This window comes from Nocardia sp. NPDC051321 (assembly GCF_044455225.1).
Classification (GTDB): Bacteria; Actinomycetota; Actinomycetes; order Mycobacteriales; family Mycobacteriaceae; genus Nocardia.
On the sequence record NZ_JBITEM010000018.1, the window covers coordinates 63,333 to 75,498 of the forward strand.

Annotated in this window: 12 protein-coding genes; 4 read left to right on the plus strand and 8 right to left on the minus strand. The window is 65.5% G+C overall.

The window, feature by feature from the left end:
* Positions 1-11: 11 nt before the first annotated feature.
* Positions 12-170: a hypothetical protein gene (locus ACIA8C_RS36120; protein WP_397142947.1), complete on the minus strand. Its 159-nt coding sequence runs from the start codon at positions 168-170 to the stop codon at positions 12-14.
* On the opposite strand from ACIA8C_RS36120, the gene ACIA8C_RS36125 reads away from it, so the two are divergent.
* Positions 130-621, plus strand: coding sequence for an FBP domain-containing protein (locus ACIA8C_RS36125; RefSeq protein ID WP_397142700.1), 492 nt, complete (start codon positions 130-132; stop codon positions 619-621). The genes ACIA8C_RS36120 and ACIA8C_RS36125 overlap by 41 nt on opposite strands.
* 234 nt (positions 622-855) lie before the next feature.
* Here the strand turns inward: ACIA8C_RS36125 and ACIA8C_RS36130 are convergent, their stop codons facing one another.
* The 6 genes from ACIA8C_RS36130 to ACIA8C_RS36155 form a co-directional block, all read right to left on the minus strand.
* On the minus strand, positions 856-2,337 hold the full coding sequence (locus ACIA8C_RS36130; protein ID WP_397142702.1) for a PepSY-associated TM helix domain-containing protein: 1,482 nt from the start codon (positions 2,335-2,337) through the stop codon (positions 856-858).
* A 247-nt stretch (positions 2,338-2,584) separates the two neighbouring features.
* On the minus strand, positions 2,585-3,148 hold the full coding sequence (locus tag ACIA8C_RS36135) for a hypothetical protein (RefSeq protein ID WP_397142704.1): 564 nt from the start codon (positions 3,146-3,148) through the stop codon (positions 2,585-2,587).
* Positions 3,149-3,328: 180 nt separating this feature from the next.
* Complete coding sequence (locus tag ACIA8C_RS36140) at positions 3,329-4,987, minus strand: acyl-CoA synthetase (RefSeq protein ID WP_397142706.1); 1,659 nt, start codon at positions 4,985-4,987, stop codon at positions 3,329-3,331.
* Between the two features lie 169 nt (positions 4,988-5,156).
* A complete protein-coding gene (locus tag ACIA8C_RS36145; RefSeq protein ID WP_397142937.1) occupies positions 5,157-6,782 on the minus strand; it encodes an acyl-CoA synthetase in 1,626 nt (541 codons plus the stop codon).
* A 355-nt stretch (positions 6,783-7,137) separates the two neighbouring features.
* Complete coding sequence (locus ACIA8C_RS36150) at positions 7,138-7,641, minus strand: ArsR/SmtB family transcription factor (RefSeq protein ID WP_397142708.1); 504 nt, start codon at positions 7,639-7,641, stop codon at positions 7,138-7,140.
* A gap of 100 nt (positions 7,642-7,741) precedes the next feature.
* Positions 7,742-8,374 (minus strand): hypothetical protein, encoded by a 633-nt coding sequence (locus tag ACIA8C_RS36155; protein ID WP_397142710.1) that lies wholly within the window; start codon positions 8,372-8,374, stop codon positions 7,742-7,744.
* A 629-nt stretch (positions 8,375-9,003) separates the two neighbouring features.
* On the opposite strand from ACIA8C_RS36155, the gene ACIA8C_RS36160 reads away from it, so the two are divergent.
* Genes ACIA8C_RS36160 through ACIA8C_RS36170 form a run of 3 tightly spaced genes read left to right on the plus strand, consistent with a single transcriptional unit; the run spans position 9,004 to position 10,384 of the window.
* Complete coding sequence (locus ACIA8C_RS36160) at positions 9,004-9,183, plus strand: CopG family transcriptional regulator (RefSeq protein ID WP_397142712.1); 180 nt, start codon at positions 9,004-9,006, stop codon at positions 9,181-9,183.
* A complete protein-coding gene (locus ACIA8C_RS36165) occupies positions 9,183-9,521 on the plus strand; it encodes a VOC family protein (protein WP_397142714.1) in 339 nt (112 codons plus the stop codon). Before ACIA8C_RS36160 ends, ACIA8C_RS36165 begins: the two co-directional genes overlap by 1 nt.
* 17 nt (positions 9,522-9,538) lie before the next feature.
* Positions 9,539-10,384 carry a class I SAM-dependent methyltransferase gene (locus ACIA8C_RS36170; RefSeq protein WP_397142716.1) on the plus strand — a complete coding sequence of 282 codons (846 nt, stop codon included), beginning with the start codon at positions 9,539-9,541 and terminating at the stop codon, positions 10,382-10,384.
* A gap of 797 nt (positions 10,385-11,181) precedes the next feature.
* On the opposite strand, the gene ACIA8C_RS36175 is transcribed toward ACIA8C_RS36170, so the two are convergent.
* Positions 11,182-11,355, minus strand: coding sequence for a hypothetical protein (locus tag ACIA8C_RS36175; RefSeq protein ID WP_397142718.1), 174 nt, complete (start codon positions 11,353-11,355; stop codon positions 11,182-11,184).
* Positions 11,356-12,166: the final 811 nt, after the last annotated feature.

The following is a 12,166-nucleotide window of genomic DNA, read 5'->3' on the forward strand; positions in this document are numbered from 1 at the left end:
GGTGATTCTGTTCACAGGTAGCTGACCAGCAGGTATTTCTCGGTGAAATGCGTTTGTTCGATGCCGGTCGCGGCCCGTAACGTCACTTCGGTTTTGTTCACCGACAAACCAGAACGGAGTGAAATCGCCATGAAACCAGTAACTGAACGAGACATCAGGTCGTCGTTCATCAACTGTTCCAAGACCGAGGCCAAAAAACTACCGGTGCCAAAGGATCTCGACGACCGCCCATGGGACGATCTCGACTTTCTCGGCTGGAGCGACCCGTCGCTGCCGGGCCGGTGCTATCTGGTCGTCCCGAAGGACGACGACGAGCTCGCCGGGGTCGCGCTGCGCTACGAAACCGGTGGATCGGGCCGAGCCCAGATGTGCTCGATCTGCCTGACCACGCACACCGGCACCGGCGTGTCCCTGCTGACGGCGGCCAAGGCAGGTCCGTCCGGACGCAAGGGCAACACGGTCGGCACCTACATGTGCACCGACCTCGCCTGCTCGCTGTACGCGCGGGGCAAAAAGACACCGGCACTTGGCAATCGGTACCGGGAGAATTTGAATCCGGAGCAGAAGGTCGAGCGGATGCTCGCCAATATGCAGGCGTTCATCGCCAGGCTGTACACCTAGATCCAGCCGCTAGCCGACAGTGACCGTTAGCTGATCACGTCCGCACTATTCGATATGGAGGTAGATGCCATGCGCCGACACTTGACACTCGGCTCGCCGAACCCCCACCCCGAGTTCCGCGACAGCACAAGCACACTCGGGGTGCGCGAGGTTCCTCTCCGGTCGAGACGGCCTGGCCGCCGCTGCCCGCAGCGCTGACCAGACCGCCTCATCCGGAGAGGAACCGCCTACCGATTAGGCGCTTCGCAGCCTTGTCCTGAGACCGATCAACACGTCGATGGCGAGGAAGGCGAGCAGGCTCAACCCGACCAGCGGGACGAACCAGCCGACCACCAGCGCCGCGGCGACCACCGGCACCGCCAACCACGGCGAGGTCCGGCGCAGCGCGCCCCGCTTTGGCGCGCGGCCAAGTGCGGGCCGTCCGGTTCGGCGCGTCGGCCGCCTGCGCCACCACATCAGATAGCCGCGCACCAGCACCGTGATCAGCCCGATCATGACGGCGAGCAGCAGCAACTGGTTGAGCAGACCGAACAGCAGACCCATGTGGAATTGGATTCCCCAGTTGGTGAGCTTGGCCATCAACGGCCAGTCGGCGTAGGCGAGCCGGTCGGTGACCGCGCCGGTGGTGCCGTCGACCGCGACCGCGTCGACCGTGTAGCTGCCCGACATCCGGCGCTCTTTCACCGCGAACGCCTGATCCGACGCGGACGGGAAGGTGATCTCCGCGGCCTGGGTCACGCCATTGGCGCGCGCGGTCTCGAAGACGCGGTCTACCTGAGCGACTCGGAAGATCGGGTCGACCGGGGCGGGCGTCATCTCATGGCCCTCATGGTGCGCGCCGCCCGAAGTGTGTTCGGGTGCGGCAATTCCCGGCAGCGCCGTGGTGACTGCCGGTGTGGTCCAACTCAATTGCTGACGCAGATCGGTGATGTTCGCGCCCGCGTAGGTCGACCAGGTCATGCCGGTGGCGGACAGCAGCAGGATGATCGGGAGCACCCACATGCCGACGGAGCCGTGCCAGTTCACCGTGCGGCCGCGGCCGTGCTGCGAGCGGTCCGGGGCGAACAGCCAGCTTGCGGAGTTCCGATTACGGCGGGTGCGCACGCGACGGATCCAGACGACCAAACCGGCCAGCGCGATGACCCACAGCCAGGACGCGGCAAGCTCGCTGTAGAGGCGGCCGGGTTCGCCGAGGTGCAGGTCGCGATGCAGGCGATCGATCCAGGTGCGCAGGGGGAGTGCGCCGGAGCTGCCGTAGACGACGGCGTCGCCGACCGGCTCGGCCGTGTACGGGTTGACGAAGACCGCGCGACGTTCGGACTCGCCGAGTGACGGGTCGTTGAAGAGGATGCGGGTGGTGTCCTCGGCGCCGGGAGCGGGCGCGACCGCGGCCAAGGTGAGGTTCGGCTGGGTCGCGACGGCGGCGTTGATCTGCTCGGATAGGGGTTTCGGTGCGTCGCCCGCCTCGACCGTCAGCAGGTCGCGCGACACGATCGATTCGAGGGTGGGTGAGATGGCGTAGAGGGCGCCGGTGACGGCGGCGATGAGAATGAAGGGGGCGACGAATATGCCCGCGTAGAAATGCAGGCGCATCGCCAACGCGTACAGCCCATTTCGAGCTGTCGGTTTGTTACCTACGTTGGTCGGCTGCGGTTCCGGTGCCGACGGGGGTAATTCGGCGTCGGAGATGATGGTTTCTGTTGTGCTCACGGTCATTTCGTTTCTGCGGCTCGGGAACCCACGGGCGCGTTGTTCCCGAATGAGCGGTCGGAATATGTGCTTCGGCCTTGGCGCGCGTTGGCGGCATCGCTGGGGCGGCCGCACAGGTCGAGGAATTGCGTACGGCGACAACGAAGTCGGCGCAACGGCGCGGACGACGAGACGGCGATGTCGACGCGTCGGCAATACCGGTGACGCAATGCGCACACCGGAACAAGCGCTTCATATAAGCGCTAGAGCGAAGTCAGTTGGCGACGGCGAACGGTGGCCCGCGAGTCCGCAGCGATGCCGCGGCGAGGACACGCAGAATCACGCGGTCCCGGTGGGCGGTCCGCAGTGCCGCCGGATCGGCGAGAACAGGTGCGGGCCGATGCGGTCGCAATACTCGGAAGAGCACCGCGGTACCGGTCCGATAAGCGGCTTCGGTACCACGGATAACCAGGGCGGCGACAACGGCCGCGAGCACATGTGCGCTGAGCATCGCCGGCGTCAGTTGCGCATCGCCGTGATGTAGGTGCCCGGAACTGAACCCCATGGTCAGATGCCCGAGCAGCTGCCCGGCGACGAGCGCGGTGACGAGTCCGGCGGACGTGTCCCGCAGCGGGGCGAGCCCGGCCACCAGCGCGCCGACCACCGCGGCCGCGGCCACCAGCAGCGCGAGCGTCGTACTGTCCGGCGACATCCCGCCGGACGCCCAGCCGTGTGCCGCAACGGAAATGGTCCCCGAGATCGCGCCGGCCGAACCACCGCGCACCCGCGCGACGGCGCCGCGGTGCTCCGCGACAGATCGGCCGAACTCGATACTCACGCGCTGATAGTAGCCGACGAATTGCGCGCGAATTCCCCAGTGACAAACGCCAGGAGAACGGCAGAAGATCGAATCCGCACGCCGATCACGCGTGCATCACAGCCGCACGCCCCCTGATCTCCCGCACCGAAAATCGCATGCGATTCCTGGTGCGGTAGATCAAGAGGCGTGCGCGGGTGGTCAGCTCGCTTCGATCTCCATCTCGATGAGCGGCTTGCGGAGCAGCTTGCCGGTGGCGTTGCGGGGGAGTTCGTCGAGGAAGATCACCTCGCGCGGCACCTTGTAGCGGGCCAGGTTCGCCTTGACGAAATCCTTGATCTCCTGCGAGTCACGCTTGGAATCCGGGCCAGGGACGACGAAGGCCCGCAGCCGCTTGCCGAATTCGCGATCGTCGACGCCGACCACAGCGGCCTCGAAGATGTCCTCGCGCCCGGCGATCAGGTTCTCCACTTCCAGCGGGAAGACGTTCTCGCCGCCGGAGACGATCATGTCGTCGTCGCGGCCGTCGATGTAGAGCAGCCCGTCGGCATCGAAATGCCCGACGTCGCCGCTGTTCATCATGCCGTCCACGATCTCCTTGGTGCGGCCGTCGGTGTATCCGCTGAACGCGAAACCGTTGTCGACGAAGATGGTTCCGGTGACACCGGGCCGGGTGATCGGCTTGCGGTTCTCGTCGAGCAACACGATCCGGATCCCGACCGGTGCCTTGCCCGCGGTGGTCGGCGCCTTGCGCAGGTCCTCCGGGGTGGCGACCGTCATGACGGCACATTCGGTGGAGCCGTACAGGTTGTAGAGGGTGTCGCCGAAGTAGTCGAGGGTGCGGGTGACCACGTCGGGCGCGATGGCCGAGCCCGCCGCGAAGATCACCTTGATGGTGCTCGGGTCGTATTTGGCCAGCACCGCGTCGTCGAGGTCGAGGATGCGCTGCAGCATGGTCGGCACCACCACCAGCGAATCGGCGCGGTACTTCACGATGTTCGCCAGCGTCTGCTCCGGGTCGAAGCGGCGCTGCTGGAAGATCACCCGGTTGCCGAGGGCCACCCCGATGGTGAACTGGGAAAGGCCGGTGCCGTGGAAGATCGGCGCCGCCATCACCATGGTGCCGTTGTGTGGCAGCGGCACCCGGTCCACGAACTGGGCCGAGGCGAACGGGCTCACCTTGTCGCGCGGCGCGCCCTTGGGGGTGCCGGTGGTGCCGCTGGTCAGGATGATCATGCCGCCCGCCTTCGCGGGCGCGGGCAGCGCGGCGGTGGACTGGCCCGCGGACAGCGACTCGATGGTCGCGATCGACGGATCGACGTTGTCCGCCGCGTCGACCCAGGTGAGCACCCGGGGAATCTCGGCGGGAATGGCGCTCATCAGGTCGACGAACTCGCTGTCGTGCAGCACCGCCTTCACCTTCTCGCGCGCGGCGACGTCGGCGAACTGCGGCTTGGCGAACCCGGTGTTCATCAGCACCGCGCGCACCCCGAGCTTGCCTGCCGCGAGCAGGCTCAGCACCATGCCGCGGTGGTCGCGGGCCAGCACCGCCACCACGTCACCGGGCTTGATGCCGTGCGCCGCGAGGCCGCGGGCGAACGCGCTCGACTGCTCGTTCAGCTGGCCGAAGGTCAGCTCGCCGCGCTCGTCGACGATGGCGCCCGCCTCCGGCCTGGTCTGGGCGGCATGCATGGCGACGCCGGCGAACGGGCCGAACTTGGCCACGTTGAACGCGGAACGCGCGGCATGATCGAGCCGGAGCGGATTGAACAGCCGCCGCTTGACCATGACGTTCACGCCCAGGGCGAGATCGCTCGCTTTGCGGGCAGTGCCACTCAACGCGGGGAGGGAGACAACCATTCGACAACAACCTTCCGGCGGCCCCACCCGGTGTGAGCCAAGGGTGGTGCGGACCGCAACTTCGGGATCCAGTGCTATCGCTAACAATAGCAAGCATCTGTAACCCGATGTGTCACGTATCTCAACAGTAGCTACCGATGGGTAACCAGTTGGGGTCGCCGCGCCGGGATCAGGTGGTGACCTCGTACTCCACCAGCACCCGGCGCAGCAGCTTGCCGGTCGGGTTGCGCGGCAGGTCGTCGAGGAAGACCACCTCGCGCGGCACCTTGTAGCGGGCCAGGTTGTTCTTCACGTAGGCCTTGATCTCCTCGCTGTCGGGCGTGTGGCCCGGCTCGGGAACGACGAAGGCGCGCAACCGCTTACCGAATTCGGCGTCGTCCACGCCGACGACCGCCGCGTCGAAGATGTCCGCGCGCTCCAGCAGCAGATTCTCCACCTCCTGCGGGAAGACGTTCTCGCCGCCGGAAACGATCATGTCGTCGTCGCGGCCGTCCACCATCAGGAGGCCGTGCTCGTCGAAGTGACCGACATCACCGCTGGACATGTAGCCGTCGATGACCTGCTTGTGGCGACCGTCGGTGTAGCCCTCGAACGGCGTGCCGCTGCGAATGAAGATGCGCGCGGTCGTGTTGATCGCGCTGACCTGCTTGTCGTTGTCGTCGTAGAGCCGCACCTCGCAGGTGATCGGCGCGCGTCCGACGGTGCCGGGGGCCATCGCGAGCTCCTCCGGATTGGCGATGGCGGCGACCGAGCACTCGGTGGAGCCGTAAAGGTTGTAGAGGACCGGGCCGAACACCTGGGTGGCCTTGATGGTGAGCTCCGGCGACAGCGCCGAGCCCGCGAGCAGGATGACCTTCAGCGAGGAGATGTCGTACTTGGCCCGGATCGCCGGATCCAGTTCGGTCATCCGGTGCAGCATGGTCGGCACCGCGACCAGCAGCTCCGCCTTGTGGTCGGCGACCATCTTCAGCGTTGCCTCGGCGTCGAATCGCCTGCGCATCACCACTTTGTTGCTCATGGCCATGCCGACGAGCCAGCTGCCGAACCCGGTGCTGTGGAAGATCGGCGACACGATCACCTGGGTGCCCTTGAACGGGAACGGGACTCGGTCGAGGAACTGCGCGGTGGCCAGCGGCGACACCTTGACGCGGGTGGCGCCCTTCGGCAGGCCGGTGGTGCCGCTGGTCAGGATGATGAAGCCGCCGGGCTTGCTCGGCTTGGGCAGCTCGGCGCTGGAGTTGCCGGTGATCAGATCGTCGAGAGTTTTTGCGCCCTCGGGTAATTCGGTGCCCTGGTCGACCCAGGTGAGGAAGCGCGGTAGGTCGGCGGGCAGCGCGTCGAGCAGGCCGAGGAACTCGCTGTCGTGCAGCATCGCCTTGACCTTCTCGCGCTGGCACACCTCGGCGAACTGCGGCTTGGCGAACCCGGTGTTCATCAGCGCGACGCGCACGCCGAGCTTGCTCGCGGCGACCATCGCCAGGATGAGGCCGCGGTGATCGCGAGCGAGCACGCCGACGACGGTGCCCTCGGTGATCCCGGCGGCCTGCAAACCCCGCGCGATCGCGGTGGACTGCTTGTCGATCTGTCCGTAGGTCAGTTCACCGCGCTCATCGGCCAAGCCGATGGCTTCAGGATTGATGCGCGCGTTGTGCCGGATCAGCGTGGCCTGTGGGCCGAATATCTGCGATTCCTTCAGCGTCCGAAGGGTTTCCAGCGGTTTGCGCGGATCGGAAACACCGCGGGACCTGAGCACTCCGAGCGCCTTGACGTTCTCGAGCGCGTGCGCCACCTTCATGTCGAACACCTCCACCAGCAAACTCGCGTCGGTACTCGACCTAGCGATATCGAACGGCGTAACTGAGGTCATAACCGTAGCAGCGGCGTGTCGGGTGTCACACAGCTACGTCGCGAGCATGGGCCCTCGGCGTTTCGTGCCGACCGCACCGGTGGCTATTTGACAGCGCACCAACGAGCGCGTTCGATACCGGTAGGGGGTAGTCGAACAAAGAATGGAGCTGAGTCAACGATGATCATCAAGCTTGTTCGATCGACTTCGGTACCGGCGGACTGCTCGTGCGGTCCGTCCTGTCAGTGCGGGTGCCAGTCCGGCGGCCCGTGCAGCTGCGGTAGCGATAACTGCTGACCCGTGGTCAGCGTCGTGCGCTGGCCAACGCGATGAGTAGTGGCACCAACCGGGCCGCGGGCACCTCGAAGCGCCCGCGGCCCGCCGTGTGCAGCCAGCCGACCGCCGCCAGCTGTCGCAGATGGTGATAGACCTGCCCGGAGGTGCCGACGCCCTCCAGTCCGACGAGTTCGGCCGCGGTCCTTCGGCCACCGATGATCTCCCGCAGTAGTCGTAGTCGCACCGGATTACCGAGCGCGGCAAGGCATTCCGCGGTCTCGGCCCAATCGTCCTCGATCAGATCGCCGGTGGTGAACGTCGCCTGCCAGCCGTAGTGCTCGTCGGTCGGTAGCCGCACCGAACCGGCGAACAGGACGCCGCCGTTCGGCTCGTCGGCCGCGACGAACTCCTCATGCAGGCGGACCGCCGCCCACCGGTCGTCGGTGGTCGCCGCCACGTGCCCGTTCGCGTGCTCGCCGGTCAATCCGTCGAGCCGCCGTTCGAGTTCCGCAACCCGCTCTTCCAGACTCACGTCACCGAAACTACGGAATTACGTAATTCCAGACAAGAGGGGATTCGGTGACGGTTCGGGCCCCACGACGCACGTCGCGGGGCCCGAATAGTCGAGTCGATCAGTTGTAAACGGCGCCGAACGAGGGCACCGAGATCGTGCCGAGCTGGTACTGGTACCCGTCCGGATTCGCATCGCTCACCGGAACCGACCAGCGGTGCCACAGGCTGCCGTACACCGCGGCCACGATCATGCCGCCGCCGGTGTTAAGGGGCCTCGTGCGGATCGTGGTGTCCACGGGAACGTCCTGGTGTTCGTAGAGCAGCTCGGTCCCGCTCTGCCCGGTGGACAGGTTGATCCACAGCACTTCCAGCTTCGCGCCACTCTGGTTCGGCGCGATCGTGCCCGGCCCGCCGAAGAATCCGAAGCGGAAGCCGTCGAGCCCGAGCGCGATGCCGGACCCGTACACGCCCGGCCCGTCACCCCGTCCGATATCCGACTGCGCCGGGATTTGGAACGGTTGCGCGGGCAGTGCCACCTGCCCGGCCTTGATCATCTGCCCGGAGGCCAGCAGCCGATCCACCGCCTGTTCGGCCGCCGGGTTGCCCGCGGCCGCGGCCCGTAGCTGCCGCGCGGCACCGGCCAAGTCCACGGCAGCCGGTGCGGCACCGGCATTACCAGCAAAAACACTCGCTACCACCGCTGTGGCGGCAAAAACGGTAGCGAGGCGACGCGTCACGCTCAGTCGTTCCATATCCAGTTGCTCCTCGAGGTCTCTGGTACAGCTCGAAAGAAATAAACGCAGGCCGTTACGTTGCCAGCGTTTTCCTGCCCGGTCCACTATCCGCCTGAACGTGTCCCGTTCGGGCTAAGGGGATCTCGGCGGGGCGCGTGTCTCGCACGGAAGATCAACAGTGACCGCCGACCCGCGCCGGACGCGCCGAAAAGTGAAACGGCCGCGTTCGCACGGGTTTGCGAATCGATCCGAAAGTTGTTGGTGGGCCCAGGTATTGTGATCCCACTTCCTCCCGAGGGGCGATGGACACGGTCCAAACATCGCGCCCAGGGAGGAGGTGGTGGGGAATGGCGAAACATCGCCGGAGGAAGAGCAAGGCCCCGGTCGATTACGGCATCATCTTGACAACTGCTGTCGTAATCGCCGGGGCGCTCATCCTGGTCCGCCGAGTTTGGCAGGCTAGATAACCCGCCAGGTAGGGCCGCTGTTAACGGCAGCGGTCCTACCGCTCGGCATCACTCTCGTGATGAGCCGATCTTACCAAGCCTTCCCGCCTGTGTGCAGGTAGTTCGAGGCGTCCTGCGGTGATGTCTTCCTCGTGAAAACCGGTCGTGGCGCCTAGCTGTATAGGATGCTAGCATTCTAGCGTGGGCGATGAGGAGATCAAGCAGTTCAACGTGTATCTGCCGATCGGGCTGATCAAGCGGGTCAAACACCACTCCATCGAGTCCGGGCTCTCGCTGTCGGCGTTGGTCGCCGCGGCGCTGCGCGCCTACCTCGACGACGCCGACAGGCAACAACGGAACCCGACCGAGAAGGAATCCTGATGACTACCAATGGCATTGAGGCCGTGTTCCTGGAGACACACAACTGGGGCAAGGCGGCGAAGTTCTTCCAGGCGCTCGGCTACGAACTGGAGTTCTCGACCGACCACAACTCCGGTCAGCTCCGAAACGGCGACGGCCCTTACGTATTCATCGCCGAGGTCCCCGAGGATCGGAAACCCGGAATGCAACTCGTGCTGAAAGCCACCGACGAGGACGCACTTGCCGCGAATCCTGTCATCGAGGTGGTCACCCCATTCGAGGAAACCCATTACGGGACAAGGGAAATGACCGTTCGTGATCCCGACGGGCGGATCTGGACCCTGCAGGCCGAGAAGTAATCGCAAGGAGAACTCCGATGGCAGAGGTGCCGGACAACACGGCAGTACGAACCGCCCTGTGGCGAGCGATGCACGTCCGGGTCGACCCGCCGCCGCACGTGCTGGAAGACGAGATCGGCCTGCGACTCGTCGCCCCCGACGCGGACTGGCGCAGCCGCCCGGACATGGATCCCATTGGCACCAGCGGGTTTCGGGCATCGATGGTGGCCCGCGCGCGGTTCATCGAAGACCTGGTTGCCGAACAGGCCGGCCACGGTGTCACCCAATACGTCTTGCTGGGCGCGGGTCTGGACACCTTCGCTCAGCGCAGGCCGGAGATCGCCTCGCGTCTAACGATTTTCGAGATAGACCAGCCTGACACCCAGGCCTGGAAACGGCAGCGCCTGACCGAGCTCGGCCTCGGCGTGCCGGACTGGTTGCGGCTGGTGCCGGTCGATTTCGAGGCGAGCCAGTCCTGGTGGAGGCAACTGATCGCGGCAGGGTTCGATCCGACTCGTCCCGCGGTCGTCACCTCCACCGGCGTAAGCATGTACCTCACTAAGGAAACCACCGCGGCGACCCTGCGCCAGCTATCCGCGCTCGCTCCGGGATCGACCCTGGCAATGACCTTCCTGCTACCGACCGACCTACTCGCCGGCACCGACCGCTCCGGACTCGAAGCATCCGAGAAAGGCGCACGAGCTGCCGGAACCCCGTTCATCAGCTTCTACACCCCACCGGAAATTCAGGACCTAGCCCAGGTATCCGGTTTCAAAGCCACCCAACACGTTTCGGGCACCGCCCTCGCCGAACGCTACTTCACCGACCGAACCGACGGTCTCCGCCCATCGACCGGAGAAGACTTCCTGGTCGCCACCACCTGACACAGAAAACCGGCGCCGGTCCACCGTGGACCGACACCGGTTTCGCTGTGCGACTTACTACTTCAGCTCGGCACTGGTCTTGCCGAGCACCCGGCGAGCCACGATCAACTGCTGGATCTGCTGGGTGCCTTCGAAGATGTCCAGAATCTTCCGGCCGGAGTCTGGCAACTTGGGGAAAGAGTGCAAAAATGCCCTCTGAGCTGGCCGAAGGGTTCTTAGTGGTTCTCGCCGATTCCGACTGCTCCCGAGCCTCCCACGGCCTGTAGACGGCCTGGCTTCGCACTCCGGCGCAATGGGCGGGAGTTCAGAGTTATTTCTTGCACAGCCGACACGGTTCGAGGCCGAGGCTCCGTGCTTCGGCCTCGGGCATTGGCTTCTGCCCCTTGCTGGTTGTCGGCTTGCCGTTCAAGGCGGAGCAGTGAAAATCTGTGTGGTACTTCGTTCGATACGTTCCGTTGCGCACATAGACCGTGTCCATGAGGGCACGTCCTTTCGTCCTCCGATAGCTTGTCTGTCACCTATCCTCCGCTTCCGCATGTCCTGGTGACTTCCTTTCCCCTGCTTCCTCATACTGGCCATCCCTGAGCGGAGGGAGGTCGTGTCAAGGGCGTTGTTTCCCTTGACTCGGCCGAGTGAGGTCAGACAATTGGGCCATGAGGAGGCGGGAACCCAAGGCGACCCAGTGTTTTTTCAGGTGACGGGAACTGAGATGCCCGCAGCGGGAGAGGGTTTCGTTATGGGCATCGGCGGTGTTCCGGGACTGGGAACCGTCGTCATTGACGGTCCCGTAGTTCGGCTCAGCTGTAGTCGTCGTCGGCGGCTTCGAGTTCGGCCCAGAAGGTGATCAGGCATTCTCCGCAGACGGGTTCGAGGGTTCCGTCGTGGCGGGCGGCGAAGGCGGGCAGGCAGGCGATGGCGGGGTTCGGGCAGAAGGCGCAGTGGTAGGTGCGGGCGGTGGCGATGGTGGACATGATCGGGTTCCTCTCCGGTGGGGCTGGTCTGGCGGAGGGCGTCTCGATCACGGGTCCGGTGGGTGTCCAGGGTGGGCTTGTCCCATCACGTCAGTGACGCGTAGCGCCCTGGATTCCTGCCGGAGTTGTGATAGCTCTCAGTGCGTCAGATCAGCGCGACCGGAGAGGAACCAGGCCGCCGCGGACTACGAGCGGTGACCCGTTTCGGATGTCCGATTCTCGTGACGTGACCACAGCCAGTCACCCCGTACGGTGGTCGGCCGATTCGTGATCGACTGCGGAGGTAGGCCGGGTACGGCTGACGTCGCGACCACACTTACTCGGATATGCCCAAAGCGACCAAGAGTGTCGTGGAGTGGCAGTTGTGAACGCGAGCGCGGTTACCGACGTGCCGACGCGCCCGCCTGCCGTAGCTTGCGGAGGCCGGCGGTCGCGCGGCGCGGCGCGGCGGTAGCCGCGCTGGCGGCGCGTAGCGCCGCTCTTGATCCTCAATGGCGGAATTCGGCAGCAACCGTCGTAGGTGAGGCGCGTACGGCGGTCAGGCACGGCAAAACTCGTGCAGCCCGATCAGGCATCGCCTGCGGCTTTCGTCCGGCGTGGAAATGGCTGCGGTCCAACGGTTCCGGTCGTTGGGCTGGCGTAGGGTGGACGCACCTCCGGTCGAGGGGCGGTATGGAATCGGTCCAGCCATGCCGTGCCGAGGGAGGAGGTGGTGGGGATGGCGAAACATCGCCGGGAAAAGAGCAAGACCCCGGTCGACTTCAGCAGGATCTTGGTAGGAGCTGCTGTAGTCGCCGGGGTGCTCATCTTG